Source organism: Tardiphaga sp. 172_B4_N1_3 (assembly GCF_052076035.1).
Classification (GTDB): domain Bacteria; phylum Pseudomonadota; class Alphaproteobacteria; order Rhizobiales; family Xanthobacteraceae; genus Tardiphaga; species Tardiphaga robiniae.
The window spans coordinates 2640103-2657510 of sequence record NZ_CP197238.1 but is presented as its reverse complement, the minus strand read 5'-3'; the positions used below and the strand labels follow the sequence as shown (position 1 = coordinate 2657510).

The following is a 17408-nucleotide window of genomic DNA, read 5'->3' as shown; positions in this document are numbered from 1 at the left end:
ATGTGGTGAGCCGGCATCATCTCGATCCGGCGGATCGCGCGCCGCTGCTGCACTGGTTGATCTTTACCGGGCTCTGCCTGTTCGCCGCGGTTCTGCTCTGGCACTATGGCCTGGTGCGGCAGATGCTTGCCGTCGATCGCACCTATATCTCGTCGGTGATCGTACTGCTCTATTTCGGTGCGTCGCTGCATTGCCTGTGGCGCCTGATAGCAGTGTCGCGCGAAGCCGACGCGGCGCGGGGGGCAGCGGAGCTATTCGCGGAGGGCGGCCAACGCATCGTCGTGGCCGGCGACGGTGTCGCGATCGACGGCGTCGGTGCGTTACCAAAAGGCTTGATGGCGTCGCATATCCGCGACCTCGCCGTGAAGTCCGCACTGCAAAGCGGTCGGCAGCTCGACCAGACGCTGCTGCTGCGTCGTCTCGCCGGAAATTTGCGCGGCTCGAACGGCTTCGGCGGCTTTGCCGGTGACACGCTGATGAAACTCGGCCTGATCGGCACGATAGTTGGCTTCATCATGATGCTGGCGCCGATCGCTGGCCTCGACACCGGCAATCAGGGCGCCATCAAGGCCTCCATGAACCTGATGAGCGAGGGCATGGCGGTGGCGATGTATACCACGCTGGCGGGGCTGATCGGTTCGATCCTGATCCGCATCCAGTATTACATGCTGGAGGATGCGACCGCCAAACTGTTCGCCTTTGCCGTCGGCGTCATCGACGTCCACGCCGTGTCGCTGCTCGAACGTGAAGCGGAGCATGCGAAGTGATCGACGAGTTTGAATTCTCTGGCAAGGAAGCACCGTTCGATCCGCTCGGCGTCATGCTGTTCAAGGCGCTGCAGGTGATCGCCTTCCTGTTCTTCATCGCGCTGCTGGCGATCAAGACCAAAGACGACGAAGGCAAGGTCGATCCCAAGCTGGAATTCATGATCACGGTGAGCTGGCCCGACAAACACCCGGACGACATCGACATGTTCGTGCAGGATCCGCTCGGCAACATTGTATGGTACCGGCGGCGCGAGACCGGCTTCATGGTGCTCGACCGCGATGACCGCGGCGGCCTCAACGATTTCATCATGGTCAACGGCCAGAAGGTGCTCTCGCCGATCCGCCAGGAGATCGTCAGCCTGCGCGGCATCGTGGCCGGCGAGTACATCGTCAACATCTACCATTTCGCCGCGCTGACCGGACAGCCAGTGCCAGTGACGGTCAAGGTCGAGAAGCTGAATCCGAAAGTACAGGTGGTGCACTACGACACCGTCAATGTCGATCATGGCGGCGCCGAGACCACCGCGGTGCGCTTCATCATGGACAAGACCGGCAACGTTACCGAGGTCAATCACGACCAGACATCGCTCGTGCAGATGCTGAACAAGCGGTACAGGGAGCGCAAGGCCGGATGAAGCGATGAGCCTGCAAACCAGCATTATCGGTCTGTCGCTCGGCTACGTGCTGCTCGGCCTGTTGCTGTTGCTGGCGGTGGTGCGGACGCGGCTGCCGTGGCCGGTGAAGGCCGCCGCGGTGGCGGTGACTTCGGCGTTTTACGTGCTGGTGTTCTTCCGCACCCAGGGCCTGCTCGGCTGGTCGGCGGACGATCCGCTGCCGCCGAACTTCCAGTTGTTGTGGGTGCGCAGCGTCGAGCCCAACATCGCCCAGGGCGAGCCCGGTGCCATCCACATGTGGGTCGAGGCCCTCGACGACGACAATCTGCCGAGCGGGGCGCCGCGGGCCTATCGGCGGCCTTACTCCACTGCGCTGGCGCGCAAGGCCGAGCGTGCGCGCACTGAGATCGCCGCGGGTCATCCGCAAGGCGGGCGTGCCGCGCAATTCGGATCCGGCGAGGGCGAGTTGCCACCTGGTGGCCCGCCAGGTGCGCTGTTCGCCAGCGGGGAGCCGGGCGGCGATCCGTCCGGCGGTGGTCTGCTGGACCCCGCTTTCATGCGCGGCGACTCCCAGTCCATCACATTCGCCCCGCTGCCCGTGCCCGTCCTGCCTGCCAAAGATGTGCCGTAGCGGCGATGGCCGGTGCGAACGTTAGCTCCGCTTGGGGTGGCGGGGAATGACAGTTTGGGGCGGTGATGCAGCCATCAAACATTTTTTCCTATCCTCCGTTGACAGTATCCCTATCAGGTTTATATTCCCCTCCGTCCTGCCCCACCGAGAGGGGCGATCGCGATCGTCACGTTCGCGGGGTGGGATGCGGTGGACGCCGGAGATGCGGCGTTACGCGGTTCACGGGGGACGTCTGTCTTCGGGCAGGACGGATCTGCGCCAGCACTGCCACTGGCAAGGAGACGGCCGACCTTGGGATGGACAGACCCCTGGACAGTGTGACGGACGACCAAATCGAAACGCGTTCGGCCAAGTGCTTTGCGGCTACCCTGTCCCTCCGCCCTGGGACATTAATTTTGGTGATGGGACCGTTCGCCATGGCAGATGTGCAGGCAACCGAAAAAACACCGCATGCGGAACGTCGGGCACTTGCTCGGCGCCTCCGAAAGTCCTGATGCACACTAACCTGCGGAAGACCGCATTCGCATCAGGCCCACGGGTGCAACGGGCACCCGGCGTTCCGCACGCCCTCTCACAAGGGGGCAGGAATGCAAGCGACGACGGCGCCCCCGCGCCGCAAACAATGGGGGTGATGACGCATGTCTGAAGAGCAGTGGCTGTTTGACAGTTGAATCTGTGATGGCGCGATGAAGGCGCCGCCCCCACAGGTGTCATCCCCGGGCTTGACCCGGGGATCCAGCCTGGCCTGCACACCGTCGCACAAGACAAGGTGGATGGCCGGGTCAAGCCCGGCCATGACGTGGGGAGAGGCCTGGGATTATTGCGAAGCTCGCTTCGCGCTATCCGGCCGATGACGACGGAGAGGGTTAAGCAAGATCGTGGGATGGAGTGAGCGCAGGCGCATCGCGCTGACGCTCACCCCAGCCTACGATCAACGCAATCACGACGAGGGCGTTTACCGCAGCCCGCTGAGCTGCGTCGTCAGTCGATCCATCGCATTGCCGACATCGCGCCATTGCGCGAGCCAGCTACGCGGAAAGCGGAAGATGAGATCGGCGCCGCCGATGCGGCGTTCGCTCATGCACATGCCTTCCGTGGCACCGTCGCGCGTGCAGCGCGCCACCAGCGCTGGCGTCGTGCCGAGAAACAGATCTTCATTGCTGTAGGGCGAGTTGTCGCGGAATGGCTGCGTGGTCAGCCCGTCTTCGCTTGATGTCGCACGGTCGATATAGCGCGGATAGATCGTGCGCAGGCGGGTGTCCGGCGAGGTCGCATCGTGATGCGCCGAGATCGAGACGAAGATGCGATCGATCGGCTGCGCGTTCTCATCGAAATTCTCGACGCTGACATGCCTCGGCAGGTTGCTCGCTTCCAGCGATGGATAGACATAGCTCAGATCGACGCGTTCCTGCGGCCCTGAATGTTTCTGCACCTTGCGGCGAAACGCATGGGTCGGGACATTGAACAGCGTGGCGCCCACGCTCACCGGAATGCGGTCGGGATCGCCGGGCTTCTGGCTCTGCCAGGTCGGCCACAACAGATATGCCACCACTGCGATAGCGGGGGCTGCAAGTGCTGCACCGACCAGCATCGGTACGACGTGGTTGCGGCGATGGCGGCGCCGCGGCCGCGTCGTCGGGTGGGTCGGAAACAGCAGAGACATGCGCACGCTAAATTGGAACTGGGACGGTGTACCGGGTGGGCGAATCAACCGCGAATATGCCAGCCGATGGTTAACGGCCTCGCGCACCTCGCCGCAGGCGGTATCCGGGAGCCATGCACCGCGCGCGGTTCCCGACCGTGCCGTTAACCCTTTATTAACGTTATGCTGGCGGGGAGCTTCGCATTTTGCGATGCAGGGCGGTGTTTGTATGTGCCGTGAAAGAGCTTCGATGTCCCCCGATGCGTTGAATTCATTCTTCCAGCTATGCATTGGCTTCGCGCTCGCAGGCGCCATTGCAAGCGCCTATCAGGCTTTTGCCAAACGTCCCCCGAGCTTCAGCCTGCTCCAGCAGGGGCCGTCCCCTGAAGCCTTCGCAGCCGTGCCGCTGCTGGTCTTCACGGCGCCCTTCATCATCATGCGCAACACCCTGCGCAACGGCGCGGCCGAGCAGCATCGCATTCAGTTCGTGATGATCGCGACGGTGCTGTCGGGCATCTGGAGCCTGATGTCGGGCACCTTCATTGTGATGACCCTGGAAGCGCTGGGCATACTGGCCTAGGCACAAGAATCCATGGCAGTGTCTCTCGCAAAGGGAGACCACTCAATCATGGCAATCTACGAACTCGACGGGCAGGGACCGGATCTTCCGGCTAGCGGAAATTACTTTATCGCCGACACGGCCGATGTGATCGGCAAGATTCGTTTGCTGGAGCAGGCGAGTGTCTGGTTCGGCGCGGTGCTGCGCGGCGACAACGAATGGATCGAGATCGGTGAAGGCTCCAATGTGCAGGACAACTGCACGTGCCATACCGACAAGGGCTTTCCCCTGACCATCGGCAAGAACTGCACCGTCGGTCACAACGTCATCCTGCACGGCTGCACGATTGAAGACGGTGCGCTGATCGGCATGGGCTCGATCGTGATGAACGGCGCGAAGATCGGCAAGAACAGCATCGTGGGCGCCGGCTCGGTGATCACCGAGGGCAAGGAATTTCCGGAGAATTCGCTGATCATCGGATCGCCGGCGCGCGTCATTCGCACGCTGTCGCCGGAGCAGGTGACGGCGATGGGCAGCGCCGCGCGATTCTATGCGGCGAACGGCCCGCGCTTCCAGAAAGGTCTCAAGAAGATCGGCTAGAGCGTTTTCGAGCGAAGCGGGCACCGGGTCGCATCAAGAAAACGCGTCTCAACAAAAAGCCAGAGCCTCGGTTCTGATTTTATCAGATCCGAAAAGGCTCTGGTTGTGATCGTGCTGAGCGCGATCACGTCCCTTCGGACTCATTGGCTTCTGTTTCGCCGGCCACGCGCTCGTGGCCGGCGCTCCATAGCGAATGCTCCTCGGTGCCGTCCTGATAGGGATTGGCCTCGGCAGGAATGCCCTCGCTGGCGGCGCGTTCGCCTTCCTCAAATGGATCTTTTTGCGGATCGTTTGGCATGGGCCTTCTTCCTTGCTGGACGTGACGAGGCGGGGCGCATCGCAGTGTTGCGGCTTGATGCGGATGATGGACCGGTGGCTTTCACGCTCTTGCGGAGCGCATCCTTGAGATCGATCGGAACGCCGTGCTTCTTCAGGAGGTCGGCGAAAGCTTCATCGGCAAGTTCTTGCGTCGTTGCCATCCGATCGCGACCGAGCTGGGTCAGCTTGTCGAGGGTCTCGTCATCGAAGTCGATCAGCTTGCGCATGACATCTGCTAACTGAGGCCCGGCTCGCGCCAGCGCGATCGCTTGCGCGTCGGGTCGAATACTTTCTCCTGACGGCGATGCAGTGCCTGTGCAACGCCGAGCCGCGCGAAACTGACAGGGCCACCGTAGTCAGCCGCCTCGATCAGGCAATGCATCGCGGTTTGCCACTCCTTTGCATCGTGTTCAGATGGTGACAGCTGTGTGATGTAAGCGCCGGCGTCGCGCAGCGACACCAGCGTGTTGCCGTCGGGCAATTCGATCGGTTCGCGAAACGGCTTGTCCCAGGACACGCAGGCTTCTCCTCGGCAATGTCAGGGATTCAAGCCGCCGGCGCCAAATTCGTTCCCGCAACGGAACCCGTTTCCGCCGGTCTCGTTGAACGCCAAAGGAGATTTCCAATGGCGCATTCCTCGAAACTCATCGCGACTGCAACGGCTACCGTCCTGTTGTCGTCAGTCGCGGCGTTCGCCCAATCCGGCAGTGCAAGTGGCGGCGCGACGGGCGGCGCTGCGGGCACCAATAGTGCAGGCACGGCGAATGCGAGCGGTGGACGCGCCGCGACCGGGATCACGACAGGCGCGAGCGGGACCGGACAGGCGTCGCCGGATGGCAAGCCGGCGACGGGCGATGCAGCGGCCGATGCGCAGGATCGTGCTGTCGATCGCAAGGTGAAGAGCATCTGCAAGGGGTGCTAGCGCGACGTTGCGCGACAGGCGTTCAGCAACACACTGTAACCGACAGTCGCGAACAAGTGACGGCTATTGATCGTCGCACCGTGGCGGTTCGCGAACGAAAGAGCTACCTATCTGACAGGGCGGCGCTGTAAGTGACCCGTGACGGAGTGTAGTTGATGTTACGCAAATTGGTGTTTGGTCTGTTGACCCTTGCCGCAGTCGCGCTGGTCGCGCCGACAGCCGCATCGGCACGCGGTGGCGGCGGATTCCACGGCGGTGGATTCCATGGTGGCGGTGGCTGGCATGGCGGCGGCTTCGGCCGTGGATTTCGCGGTGCTGGAATAGGATTGGGATTTGGCCTCGCCGGCGCCGGCCTTTATGGCGGTTACTACGGCTACGGCCCCTATGCGTATTACGGTGGGTACCCCTACGCTTATGGCGGTTATGATGACGAAGGCGGATGTTACATAACGCGTAAGCGCGTACGGACACCGGCTGGATATCGGGTGCGTCGGGTCGAGGTTTGTGACTGATTGGCCTTGAGCGACGCCACCTGATTACCTCGTCGGCTCCAGCATAGCTGTGCTGGAGCTACATCATGGCTGGTCAGATTGTCTGGTACGCGTTTTGCAAAATCGAAACAATGACCATGACCCTCGACATTGCCAATCTCACACTGCTGTTTGTCACCACCGTCTTTGCGCTGGTGATGGCTTTCGTCTGGATGTTCTGTGAGTTCGAGCGCCGGTTCGGGAAGCGGTTGACGGCGACTGCACTCGTCCGCTTCGGCTATCGGCCCGACGGCACCATCGACCGAAACGCAAATCGCCGCGACTAGCGCGGCGATTTCTTCGTCGGTTCGGGTTTCTCAGACGGCAGTCTGAGATCAGCCCAGCACTTTGTACTTCGTCAGCCAAACCTGCGTCTGTTCCACCCATTGTCGGCCGCTTCCTGTCGGAAGCTGCGTGGCCACCACCTCAAAAAGTTGCGCCCGAACCTTGGGGGAGGTTCGGGCGCGCGCGATCCGGTCTGGGACGGGGAGGGGTGGGGATGTGACCGGGTCGCGTGTCTCCAATTCGTGTTGTTGTTTAGCGATCCCGCGCGCTGGCCGTAGCCACTGCAGGACGGTTGTCGCCGAGCGAGACCCACACATTCGGATCGCTCTGTGACTGGCGTTTGACGAAGCGGTAGCCGGTCTCGGTCCAGGCGAGGACGTTCTCATTCTGGTTGTCCAGAACGTATTCGCCCTTGTCCGTCTTCACCGTGAGCACGGCGTGGCCTTCGCCCTTCTTGTCACGCACCACGGTGATCAGCAGCGCCTCGCGTGGCCAGCCTGCTTCGATCAGCATCTTGCGCTTAAGGAGCACATAGTCTTCGCAGTCACCGTAACCGTCTGATGGCAGCGACCACTTTTCGATCACGCCCCAATGATCCATGTCGGTCATTGGCTTGATGGTCTCGTTGACCCAGCGATTGACCCGCACCAGATCCTTCCACGCAGTCTGCGTGATGACGATGTCACGTGCTTGCGTCGCACCGCCGCGGCAGTCGGTCGGATTGTCTGAACAGAATTCGACCCAGCCGATCGGTGCGCGCGTGCTGTCGCCCAGGCTTGCGTAGAGTTTTTCGTTGCCGGCACGTGCCGACGAAGTCACTCCAAGAAGGACTGCTAAAACGGCCAGTCCGAAGTATCGCCCCTTGTTACCAAACATTGTGGCCCCCGTTTTCTTGTTGGGACCATGTTTCGCACAAAGGATTTTCGTCGCCGCTAAATCGCTCAAGTACAATTGAAGCGATTACAAGTAAAAGGCGCGGCGAATTCGAACTATACTTGAATCGAATATGATTCAAATTTTAGCTAATTGTATTTGATTCAAATTTTACGCGTTAATGGCTTGAATGCTGCAATTCAGGAACTTGCGTGCGCAAAGCGGCGTGAAATTAACCCCTCGCGACCGCGTGCAGATGACGCGCAACGGTATCCGCTGACGCGGATAGCGCCTTCAGGACATTGAAAAACGAGGATCGGGGGCGTTCGGCCGTTTACCGGGCGTTGACGCTGTCTTCGAGCGTCTCTGCCAACTGCTCGTGGAAGAACTCCAGCGCGAAGCCTTCTTCGAGATGGCGGACCACACGGGATTGGATTCGGCCGAGCATGACAATCGAGTTCAGTGGCGGACGTTTCTCTGCCGCGATGGCGGCGCCGGACAGCGACAGGTCGATAATGCGGCCGTTCATCTGGACGCCATCCTCGAGGGTGAGGAGCACCATCGGGTTGCGCGGCACGATGCGGTCGTGGCGGCGGTCTTCCGGCAGATTGAGAATGTCGCGGTTGGCCAGCCAGGTCAGCTGGGCTGCCAGCTTGTCGCGTTTGCGCGGTGTCGCACCCACGGTCATGGCGAAGCCGTTGTCGATGATCCGGGTGATTTTACCTTCGACACGGCCGATATGGTCGAGATAGGCGATGACGCGGTCGCCCACATTGCCGATGCCGGGACCGAGCAGCGCGAGGCCGCCGGGCGACATATTGATGACCTGGCACGGAAATTCGCGGCGATCCGGCAGCATATAGCGGCCAAGCAGGTGCACTTTCACCCGCTGAAAGCGACGGCGTTCTTCTGCAGACGGAAGAATCGAATTTGTTTGCGCGAACGCCATCAGTGTCGTGCCGGTCATGCTGGTCGAGTTTCGACCGACCCTACGGCCCGTAGGGTTAACGCCGCGTTAGCAAATACCGAACTGGCGCAACCAGTTGGCGTGATTGTTCTGCGCGATACTTATAATGAGCAGCGTATGTAGAAGGCTGCTCAGCGCAGCCCTTCATAGACCATAAGGCCGCGGGCAACCTGCAGTTTGCGCAGGGCGCGCGGCGCAAAGCGCTGCGGCTGGTGGGCGAGATAGCGAAACGACGTCAGCTGGAATGCGCCGAGCCGGCCGCGGACTTCATACATAGGCGCCAGCAGGCCGGTTAGGCTGATAGGGGAATGCGCGCGCGTCGCGAATGGCAGCAACAGCAGTTCCAGATGCGCCTTCTGACCGAATTCGGTCATGGCGGTGACGCCAGCGACGGCGACGAGCTGCTCCTCGGATACGACGGTGATCATGTCCCGGATCTCGTCGCGACACTCGGGCGCGAACAGCAACGGAAACGGCTGGTTCTTCAGGTCGCGGCCGAGCAGGGCACAAACTCTTGTGCCGGCCACGCGGAACGGGAATTCGACGGGCTGGTCATAGGACAGCACGAAGATGTCGCCGAGCAGCTCCCGGACGGGGCCGGGTTCCAGCTCACTCCGATCGGGGGCGCGCGCAAAACCGCGTTTGTCGTCCCAATAGGCGAAGAACGCGCGGCTGGATGGATGTTTCATTCGCCTGATCCTGACCCGGCTTGCAGTGGATCGGGGACATTTCTGTCCCGAATCCATCCATCGCTCGCCGCTACATGTTGTGCAGATCAGTCATTGCAGCGTCCATGCCGAAGGCGCGTTTTCCACCGCGTTCGGGCGGGTATCCGCCGTTAAGGTTAAGTTTACTATGATTGTTACGATCTCATTAACCGTCCGGTTTCGGAGCGGATGGACCGGTTCGCCGTTAACTCTAAGTTAAGCATGCGCTTGGCAACGCGGGGATTGCCGGTAGTCTCCTGCTCACTCCAGAGCGGAGCGGACTGTCTCCAGCAGTTCGTGACGCGCTTCGATAAACAGGTGGCTGAAAACAGAATTGGTCGTCACGCGGGGAGGGGTGGGGATGTCGGCTCGTCCGGCACACCGGGACATCCATCCGCGGGAAAAGATCAAGACGGACCCGGGAGAGCCTTTCTCAGAGGCTCTCCCTTTTTCTTTTCAAGCGGGTTTGCTGTCCTGCGGCGATCCTGAGCTTGCGCGGTACCGGCAAAGCCGACTATCTGGGGCATCGCTCGCCAGAGCCGCTGACAGGCCGTTATCCCCTTGGACACCTTGGATTCCCCCGCTCCCCCGCGCGAACCGATCCTGACCCTGCCGGGGGCGCTGACGGCCTATGTCGGGTTGCTTGCCGTGATCCACATTATCCGCATGTTGCTGCCGGTGGATCTGGAATACTGGACCATTGAGGTCTTCGGTTTCATTCCGAAGCGCTACGACCAGACGCTGCTGTCGATGCCGTTTCCCGGCGGCAATGGCGCCAAGGTCTGGAGTTTCGTCACCTATTCGCTGCTGCACGCCAATCTCAGCCATATCGGCTTCAACGTGTTGTGGCTGCTGCCGTTCGGCAGCGCGCTGGCGCGGCGCTTTGGCGCGGTCCGCTTCTTCATCTTCATGGCGGTGACGGCTGTGGCTGGCGCCGCCGCGCATCTGATTACCCATGAACACGCACTCGCCCCGATGATCGGCGCCTCGGCTTCGGTCTCCGGCGCGATGGCGGCTGCCATCCGGTTTGCCTTCGTGCGCGGCAGCTTCCTGTCGTTTAACCGCGGCGATGCCGATGAGGCGGCACGGGTGCCGGCGCTTCCGCTACTGCGTTCATTGCGCGATCCGCGCGTGATCGGATTTCTGGCGGTCTGGTTTGGCGTCAACATCATCTTTGGCGTCGGCTCGATTGCGATCGGCGCGGAAGGGGCGAGCGTTGCGTGGCAGGCGCATATCGGCGGCTTCTTCGCTGGGCTGCTGCTGTTCTCGCTGTTCGATCCTATTCCGAGGTTGCAACGCACGGGTTCGCAAACGTCGTCTCCGGACATCTCCGACCTGCATTAAGCGCGTACCGGCTTCTTGCGAGGCCGACGCATTTGATCCATCTTATGTATTCGACAGGTGACTCACGTTGGCAGGTTCGGCCCTTGAGGTCGATCCCGTTCCCGGCGCGAACGGTGTGTCAGTGCGATCACCACATCTGAACGACTGTTGAACTGCGCTGTTACACTGCATCTGTCTGACGACCCTAGAATGAAAGACCGCGCCCGACAAAGGGCATGGTCGACTTAGGAGGCGACAATGACGGTACGTGCAATTCTCGATTCCAAAGGCCACCAGATCATCAGCGTCTCGCCGAACGATAAGGTCTCGTCGGTGGTGCAGATGCTGTCACAGCGAAGAATAGGTGCCGTCCTGGTGATGAGCCATCACCACATCGATGGTATCCTGTCTGAGCGTGATATCGTGCGGGTGATCGGAGAGCGCGGCGCCTCGGCGCTGGATGAAGACGTGAGCGCCGTGATGACGCGCAAGGTCATTGGCTGCAAACCGGCCGATACGGTCGGTGCAATCATGGAAAAGATGACGACCGGAAAATTCAGGCATCTGCCCGTTATCGAGGACGAGAAGGTCGTTGGCCTGATCTCGATCGGTGACGTTGTTAAATTTCGCTTGCGCGAATTCGAACGCGAACAGGAAGCGTTACGCGAATATATCGCGACGGCCTGAGCCCGCCGTGCTCAGCTCTGCGAAGTGGTCGGCTTCTGCGCAACGACGGGCGCAGGTGAGTTTGCCACTTCGGGGGCGAGGATTTCGATCGCCTCTTGAATGGACTCGACGGCGCGTTCTGCAGCACGCGCGCCGAGCGTGATCATTTCTTCGGCGCGGTGGAAATCGAACCAGCCGATGCGGCCAACGCGCGGTGCGATCAGGAGATCCGGCGGATCGCCGGCAAGGCGCGCGCGGGTGATGCGATCCTGCATGATGTTGAAGGCATCGACCATTACGGTAGAGATGCCCGGTCGTCCGCCACCACCGAAGAATTCGCGTTTCATGGTGCGCTCGGCCGAGAAGAACTTGCTGAAACCGCGCTTGGGCTCTTCGACTTCGATGATGGGCTCGGCCATTTCAGGTCCCGTGCCATGGTCGAAAATCGTGGTCGAATGGCCAAACACGTCATTGCTGAGATTGGCTGCGATGACAATCTCAGCGCCCAGCGCGCGCGCCGCCGATACCGGCACCGGATTGACCAGCGCGCCATCGACCAGCCAGCGATCGCCGACCAGTACCGGCGAGAAAATGCCCGGCAGCGCATAGGACGCGCGCATTGCATCGACCAGGCGACCATGAGTCAGCCAGATTTCATGACCGGTGCGAACTTCAGTGGCGACGCTGGCGAATTTCAGCGGGAGGTCTTCGATCAACGTATGGCCCAGCGACGCTTCGAGCTGTGCGGCCAGCTTGTTGCCGCCGATCAGGCCTGAGCCGTTCAGGCGAATGTCGAGATAGCTGAGAATATTGCGGGGCTGCAGACTGCGCGCCCATTCCTCGAGCGTATCGAGGTGGCCGGCGGCGTAGGATCCGCCAACTACGGCACCGATCGAGGTGCCCACCACGACGTTCGGGACGATGCCATGGGCGAGCAAAGTGCGGAGAATCCCGATATGGGCGAAACCGCGCGCCGCACCGCCGCCCAGCGCCAGACCGATGATCGGACGTCGAACGCTTCCCAAACCAGGCTTGTCGCGACCGTTCGCGCCATTCTGGCCGCGCCCCATCAAAATCTCCAGCACACTAAGCTCCTCGACGCCGCCGATATTAAATGCAGCTGCGCCATCATTCCAGACGGTAGCTAATTCATGATTTATGTCGCGTTTGCGAGGTTTAGGCACCAAATGTGACTGCAGAGCGACCCGTTACGGCACGGTGCACCGGTTCCTGGGGGCCTCACGCGATTGTGGGTCTGGCGGCGAGACATCCGCGTCAAGGCTTGAATTTGTCGCGTTTTGGGTGAAAAGCATGACCATGACTGCACGGGGCCATGATTTGCGAACATCCGGCCGGAGCGGGCGGCTGGCCATGGTGCTGGCCCTCGCTCTGCTGCAGGCTGTTGCCTTGCCCCGGATAGCGTCCGCACAGTTCTTTTCGGACCGCCCGGCACCGGTTCCGCCGGGCTCGATCCCGGATGTCCCATCGGGTCCGGCCATCAGCCTCGCGCCGCCGTCCGGTCCTGCTTCCACCCCTCTGTTGCCGGCGCCACTGACGCAGCCGCCGGTTGCCAATGTCGCCCCGCCTGTGCCGTCGCCGGTCCAGGCTGCTCCAACGGGGCCCGCACAGGGCGTGCTGGCACTGACGGCGCGCTATGGCAAGGATATGCCGGTCATCAATAGCGGGCTGGTCTGGCGGGTCTATTCGGATCGGCCGGACGAGACCGGTGCCTTCAAGCTGATCCGCGAGGATCGCGGTGCCACGCCGAATATCGTGCTGCCGCCGGGCAGTTATGTGGTGCATGTGGCGCTGGGCCTTGTGAGCGCCGTTCGTCCGGTGACCATCAAGTCCGAGACCGATCGTGAAGCGTTCGTGCTGCCCGCAGGCGGATTGCGGATCGAGGGCCGCGTCGGCACCACGAAGATTCCGCAGAACCAGATCTCGTTCTCGATCTACAAAGGCAGCCAGTTCGAAGGCGGCGAGCGCACGCCGCTGCTGCCGAGCGTTCCCGCCGGCGATGTCGTGCTGCTGCAGGAAGGCACCTACTACATCATCTCGAATTACGGCGACGCCAATTCGGTGGTGCGCTCCGACATCCGCGTGCAGGCGAGCAAGCTCACCGACGTGACCATCACGCATCGTGCGGCAGTCATCACCATGAAGCTGGTGAGCGACAAGGGCGGCGAGGCCCTGGCCAACACCGCATGGTCGGTGATCACGCCGGCCGGCGACGTCATCAAGGAATCGATCGGCGCCTTCCCGCGCGTCACACTGGCGGAAGGCGAGTACCGCGCCATCGCCAAGAACGAAGGCAAGGTGTTCGAGCGCCCCTTCAACGTCGTGAACGGCGTCGACGGCGAGATCGAAGTCGTCGCGCGCTAACTGCTGCTCGCAAGCTACTCAACAATCTTCCAGAACAAAGATCTCGTTGCAGACAACACGCTTCAAACGCGAATGAATTGTCATGCGCGTGTCATGGTCCTGAATCGCCAACTAACCATCGTGCCAGTTTATCGCGTTACAACACGTCGTTGCCGTCCGCAGCCGCGGAAAGTTTACATGACGTTAATCCCCATAGCCCGAATAGCACGTATCGCTACAAGTGTTCCGAAGGGGATGTCGTGACCGCGGCCAGACAGTTATCCGGAAGCCCGGACGTCAAGTTGTTCGACGACATTCCCGCCTTGCAACGCAAATGGCGGGCGGCCGTTCGTCCCGGCCAGATTCTGCCCGGCTATGAAGAAGTGATGCTCGGCAGTCTTGGGCGGATGGCCGATCACATCGTCCTGCTGAAAGTCGAAGGTGAGACGCTCGAAGTGTCACGCAGCGGCCGCTATGTGCAACAGTGGTTGGGTGACGATCGCTGGGGCATTCCGCTCGACGTGCTGGCACCTGATTGCGTGCGTGCGCTAACGGAAGCCGCAAACTGCGCGTTGCAGGCCAACAGGCCGCATCTGATGGTGGCGCATTGCGTGCGTGACGGTCTCGTCCACACCTATGACATTCTGGCGCTGCCGACAGCGTCACGCTGGGGTGGCCGGTTGGTCGGCGTCTATGTCAACGAGCAGGGCACCCGTTACAATCTGGTCGATGCGATCTTCTCGTCGACGGACGAAGGCATCGTGTCGCTTGCGGCAATCCGGGATTCCGCAAGCCAGGCTTTTGACTTCCAGATCGTGCATCATAATCAGGGCGCTTCGCGCCTGCTGAAAGTATCACCTACCGACCTTCAGTGGCGCAAGCTGAGTGCAGGCGGCCACGCATTGTCGCTGCCGAGCGTGACGAAATGGCTGCTGTCCATGATCGCCAATGGCCAGAGCGGTCAGCTTGAAATCGACAGCGATGATCGCAACCTTCGGCTCAGCGCCACCGCTTTTGGCGACCTGGTGTCGCTGACTGTGTCTGACGTCACCGACATTAAGCGCCGCGAGGCCTCGTTCCGGCTGCTGTTCGACAGCAATCCGATGCCGATGTGGGTGTTCGATGCCGAGACGATGGATTTTCTCAGCGTCAATGACGCGGCTGTCGCGCATTACGGATACGATCGCGCCACTTTCCTGCGCATGCAACTCAAGGAAATCTGGCCGCGCGATGAATGGGAGCTCCACACGCGTGCGCTGATGCAGCTCGGAGATATCTATCAGTCGGATCGCAACTGGCGCCACCTGAAGGCCGACGGAAGCGAGATCGAGGTGCTGACCTATGGCCGCCGCGTGATGTTCGAAGGCCGCGACGGCTTCCTCGTGGCTGTCGTCGACATTACCGAGCGTCGCAAGGCCGAGGCGCGTGTGGCGCATATGGCGCATCACGATGCGCTGACGGATTTGCCGAATCGTGTTTTTTATCAGGAGCGTCTGGCCCAGGCGCTGGATCACGACAATCCGACCAAACATGTCGCGGTTCTCTGCATTGATCTCGATCTGTTCAAGAACGTGAATGACTCATTCGGTCATCCGATGGGCGATCGGCTGCTGAAGATGGTCGCCGCGCGAATGCGCGCCGAGGTCCGTGGCAACAATCTCGCAGCCCGGCTCGGCGGCGACGAATTTGCCGTGGTGCTGGCAGCCGATATCACGCCGAACGAAGCCAACGATTTTGCCGCGCGGCTGATCGAGATCATCAGCGCGCCCTATGACATGAACGGCGTCGAGGTCGTGATCGGCGCCAGCATCGGTATCGCCATGTCACCTGGCGATGGCGATACCAGCGAAGAGCTGATGCGCAATGCCGACATGGCATTGTACCGGGCCAAGTCCGAAGGCGGCGGTGTGCATCGCTTCTTCGAGCGCGAGATGGATCGTCAGGCGCAGAAGCGCCGCGATATGGAGCTCGATCTGCGCAGCGCTTTCGCCGATGGCGACTTCGAACTGCATTACCAGCCGCTGGTCGATCTGGCCGCCGATCGCATCACCGGATTCGAGGCGCTGCTGCGCTGGAAACATCCCGACAAGGGCATGATCTCGCCGGCGGATTTCATCCCCGTCGCCGAGGATATCGGCCTCATCGTCACGCTCGGCGAGTGGGTGCTGCGCAAGGCTTGCGCCGAAGCTGCCAAGTGGCCGGACGATATCAAGGTCGCGGTCAATCTCTCGCCGGTGCAGTTCCGCAGCCGCAACCTGGTGCAGGTCGTGGTCGCTGCGCTGGCCTATTCCGGCCTGTCGCCGCATCGTCTTGAGCTGGAAATCACCGAGTCGGTTTTTCTCGCGGAAACCGAGGCCAATCTCGCGATCCTGCATCAGTTGCGCGCGCTGGGCGTCCGCATCTCGATGGATGATTTCGGCACCGGCTATTCCAGCCTGAGCTATCTGCGGAGTTTTCCGTTCGACAAGATCAAGATCGACCGGTCTTTCGTGAAAGATCTGATCGAGCGGCCGGATTGCGTTGCCATCGTACGCGCGATCTCAGGACTCGGCCGCAGCATGAACATCACCACGACGGCCGAGGGGGTCGAAACGATCGATCAACTGGACTGGCTGCGTGCAGAAGGCTGCAACGAGGTGCAGGGTTTTCTGTTCAGCCCTGCCAAGCCGGCTTCGGAAATCGAGAACCTGCTGCGCCGGTTTGGCAGCCAGGCGTCCCAGGCCGCGTAAACCCGGTTCAGAACCGGGTCACGACGTCCTTGAGTTCTGGCCGCGGCCGGTCCTCGATCACCTTGTCAGGCTTGCCGCCAATATGGATGAAGCCCGCCAGTTTTTCATTGGCGGCGAGGCCGAGACCTTCGAGCACATCGCGGTCATAGGCCATCCAGCCGGTCAGCCAGTTGGCGCCATAACCCATGGCTGTAGCGGCCGACACAATATTCATGCAGCTCGCACCTGCGGACAGTTCCTGCTCCCATGACGGAATCTTCGGATGCGGCTTGATGATGCTCACCACGCCGATCACCAGCGGCGCTTCCGTCAGCTTGTGTTTCTGCGCCTCGATATCTTCGACCGGTGCATCGGGATTCTTCCGTGCGAACACGGTGGCGATGACGTTGCCGGCGCGTTTGCGGGCGTCGCCCTCGAAAACGATGAAGCGCCATGGCGTCAGCTTGCCGTGGTCCGGCACGCGTGCCCCAATAGTCAGGATGGTTTCGAGTTCGGCGGATGAGGGGCCGGAGCCGGTCATTTCGCGCGGCTTGACGGAGCGGCGGGTCTTCAGGAAGTCGATGATGTCGGGCACAGGCAGTTCTCACAGATGAGGATGCGCAGAATTTGCAGGAATTGAATGACCGCTTACCACGCGAAAAGGCCCGCCACGAGGCGGGCCCTGTTTATTTAGACGGATTGTGATCGCGCGCATCCGCTCAGCTGACCGTTTTGTGCTCCGGCATCTTGGAGGCACGGTCCAGCAGATCACGGCCCAGATCCTCCAGCACGGCCCGCGAGGCCAGATAGAGGCTATGGCCTCGCTCTGTCTCGAATGCCAGCGCGACCACGTCCGGCCGGTTGGGATCGGCGATCAGCTGATAGGACCGAAGCGGATAGGCTTCGATCTCGATCTCTTCATCGTCGCTCATCGG

Annotated in this window: 22 protein-coding genes; 12 read left to right on the top strand and 10 right to left on the bottom strand. The window is 61.3% G+C overall.

Going from position 1 to position 17408, the window contains the following annotated elements; genetic code table 11:
- The first annotated feature begins 5 nt into the window (after positions 1–5).
- Genes AB7783_RS12640 through AB7783_RS12630 form a run of 3 tightly spaced genes read left to right on the top strand, consistent with a single transcriptional unit; the run spans position 6 to position 2012 of the window.
- Positions 6–767 (top strand): MotA/TolQ/ExbB proton channel family protein, encoded by a 762-nt coding sequence (locus AB7783_RS12640; RefSeq protein WP_231080120.1) that lies wholly within the window; start codon positions 6–8, stop codon positions 765–767.
- Positions 764–1402: a hypothetical protein gene (locus tag AB7783_RS12635; RefSeq protein ID WP_120292600.1), complete on the top strand. Its 639-nt coding sequence runs from the start codon at positions 764–766 to the stop codon at positions 1400–1402. Before AB7783_RS12640 ends, AB7783_RS12635 begins: the two co-directional genes overlap by 4 nt.
- A 4-nt stretch (positions 1403–1406) precedes the next feature.
- A complete protein-coding gene (locus tag AB7783_RS12630; RefSeq protein ID WP_441277823.1) occupies positions 1407–2012 on the top strand; it encodes a hypothetical protein in 606 nt (201 codons plus the stop codon).
- A gap of 955 nt (positions 2013–2967) precedes the next feature.
- Here AB7783_RS12630 and AB7783_RS12625 read toward each other — a convergent pair.
- The gene (locus AB7783_RS12625; protein WP_441277822.1) at positions 2968–3675 is read right to left on the bottom strand and encodes a hypothetical protein; all 708 of its coding nucleotides are present in this window, start codon (positions 3673–3675) and stop codon (positions 2968–2970) included.
- A gap of 229 nt (positions 3676–3904) precedes the next feature.
- Here AB7783_RS12625 and AB7783_RS12620 point away from each other — a divergent pair, with 229 nt between their 5' ends.
- Together AB7783_RS12620 and AB7783_RS12615 are read left to right on the top strand one after the other, a co-directional pair.
- Positions 3905–4234: a DUF6949 family protein gene (locus AB7783_RS12620; protein ID WP_092147243.1), complete on the top strand. Its 330-nt coding sequence runs from the start codon at positions 3905–3907 to the stop codon at positions 4232–4234.
- A gap of 48 nt (positions 4235–4282) precedes the next feature.
- The gene (locus AB7783_RS12615; RefSeq protein WP_089264916.1) at positions 4283–4813 is read left to right on the top strand and encodes a gamma carbonic anhydrase family protein; all 531 of its coding nucleotides are present in this window, start codon (positions 4283–4285) and stop codon (positions 4811–4813) included.
- Between the two features lie 124 nt (positions 4814–4937).
- Here AB7783_RS12615 and AB7783_RS12610 read toward each other — a convergent pair whose 3' ends face one another.
- Genes AB7783_RS12610 through AB7783_RS12600 form a run of 3 tightly spaced genes read right to left on the bottom strand, consistent with a single transcriptional unit; the run spans position 4938 to position 5648 of the window.
- Complete coding sequence (locus AB7783_RS12610; protein ID WP_170849843.1) at positions 4938–5111, bottom strand: hypothetical protein; 174 nt, start codon at positions 5109–5111, stop codon at positions 4938–4940.
- Complete coding sequence (locus tag AB7783_RS12605) at positions 5080–5358, bottom strand: hypothetical protein (protein WP_441277821.1); 279 nt, start codon at positions 5356–5358, stop codon at positions 5080–5082. Before AB7783_RS12605 ends, AB7783_RS12610 begins: the two co-directional genes overlap by 32 nt.
- Positions 5359–5366: 8 nt before the next feature.
- Positions 5367–5648 carry a hypothetical protein gene (locus AB7783_RS12600; RefSeq protein ID WP_441277820.1) on the bottom strand — a complete coding sequence of 94 codons (282 nt, stop codon included), beginning with the start codon at positions 5646–5648 and terminating at the stop codon, positions 5367–5369.
- Positions 5649–5756: 108 nt separating this feature from the next.
- Here AB7783_RS12600 and AB7783_RS12595 point away from each other — a divergent pair, with 108 nt between their 5' ends.
- From AB7783_RS12595 to AB7783_RS12585, 3 genes are all read left to right on the top strand, one after another.
- A complete protein-coding gene (locus AB7783_RS12595; protein WP_441277819.1) occupies positions 5757–6053 on the top strand; it encodes a hypothetical protein in 297 nt (98 codons plus the stop codon).
- 155 nt (positions 6054–6208) lie between these two features.
- Positions 6209–6565, top strand: coding sequence for a hypothetical protein (locus AB7783_RS12590; protein ID WP_439083188.1), 357 nt, complete (start codon positions 6209–6211; stop codon positions 6563–6565).
- Between the two features lie 65 nt (positions 6566–6630).
- On the top strand, positions 6631–6870 hold the full coding sequence (locus tag AB7783_RS12585; RefSeq protein WP_320444804.1) for a hypothetical protein: 240 nt from the start codon (positions 6631–6633) through the stop codon (positions 6868–6870).
- A 250-nt stretch (positions 6871–7120) separates the two neighbouring features.
- Here AB7783_RS12585 and AB7783_RS12580 read toward each other — a convergent pair whose 3' ends face one another.
- The 3 genes from AB7783_RS12580 to AB7783_RS12570 all read right to left on the bottom strand — a co-directional run bounded on the left by AB7783_RS12580 (position 7121) and on the right by AB7783_RS12570 (position 9397).
- Positions 7121–7744, bottom strand: coding sequence for a transglutaminase-like cysteine peptidase (locus AB7783_RS12580; RefSeq protein ID WP_093762025.1), 624 nt, complete (start codon positions 7742–7744; stop codon positions 7121–7123).
- A gap of 331 nt (positions 7745–8075) precedes the next feature.
- Positions 8076–8708 (bottom strand): PilZ domain-containing protein, encoded by a 633-nt coding sequence (locus tag AB7783_RS12575; RefSeq protein WP_441277818.1) that lies wholly within the window; start codon positions 8706–8708, stop codon positions 8076–8078.
- Between the two features lie 131 nt (positions 8709–8839).
- Positions 8840–9397, bottom strand: coding sequence for a PAS domain-containing protein (locus AB7783_RS12570; RefSeq protein ID WP_089264908.1), 558 nt, complete (start codon positions 9395–9397; stop codon positions 8840–8842).
- Between the two features lie 588 nt (positions 9398–9985).
- Here AB7783_RS12570 and AB7783_RS12565 point away from each other — a divergent pair.
- Together AB7783_RS12565 and AB7783_RS12560 are read left to right on the top strand one after the other, a co-directional pair.
- Positions 9986–10759 carry a rhomboid family intramembrane serine protease gene (locus AB7783_RS12565; RefSeq protein ID WP_439058968.1) on the top strand — a complete coding sequence of 258 codons (774 nt, stop codon included), beginning with the start codon at positions 9986–9988 and terminating at the stop codon, positions 10757–10759.
- A 237-nt stretch (positions 10760–10996) separates the two neighbouring features.
- Positions 10997–11425, top strand: coding sequence for a CBS domain-containing protein (locus AB7783_RS12560; protein ID WP_093762031.1), 429 nt, complete (start codon positions 10997–10999; stop codon positions 11423–11425).
- Positions 11426–11436: 11 nt separating this feature from the next.
- On the opposite strand, the gene AB7783_RS12555 is transcribed toward AB7783_RS12560, so the two are convergent.
- Positions 11437–12489: a patatin-like phospholipase family protein gene (locus AB7783_RS12555; protein ID WP_170849844.1), complete on the bottom strand. Its 1053-nt coding sequence runs from the start codon at positions 12487–12489 to the stop codon at positions 11437–11439.
- 226 nt (positions 12490–12715) lie between these two features.
- On the opposite strand from AB7783_RS12555, the gene AB7783_RS12550 reads away from it, so the two are divergent.
- Both AB7783_RS12550 and AB7783_RS12545 read left to right on the top strand, forming a co-directional pair.
- A complete protein-coding gene (locus tag AB7783_RS12550) occupies positions 12716–13786 on the top strand; it encodes a hypothetical protein (protein ID WP_439072266.1) in 1071 nt (356 codons plus the stop codon).
- 239 nt (positions 13787–14025) lie between these two features.
- The gene (locus AB7783_RS12545; protein WP_441277817.1) at positions 14026–16494 is read left to right on the top strand and encodes a putative bifunctional diguanylate cyclase/phosphodiesterase; all 2469 of its coding nucleotides are present in this window, start codon (positions 14026–14028) and stop codon (positions 16492–16494) included.
- Positions 16495–16501: 7 nt separating this feature from the next.
- Here AB7783_RS12545 and AB7783_RS12540 read toward each other — a convergent pair whose 3' ends face one another.
- Positions 16502–17068 carry a nitroreductase family protein gene (locus tag AB7783_RS12540; RefSeq protein ID WP_441277816.1) on the bottom strand — a complete coding sequence of 189 codons (567 nt, stop codon included), beginning with the start codon at positions 17066–17068 and terminating at the stop codon, positions 16502–16504.
- Between the two features lie 124 nt (positions 17069–17192).
- Entirely contained in the window at positions 17193–17405 is a 213-nt protein-coding gene (locus AB7783_RS12535; RefSeq protein ID WP_068731927.1) for a hypothetical protein, read from the bottom strand.
- Between the last annotated feature and the right edge of the window lie 3 nt (positions 17406–17408).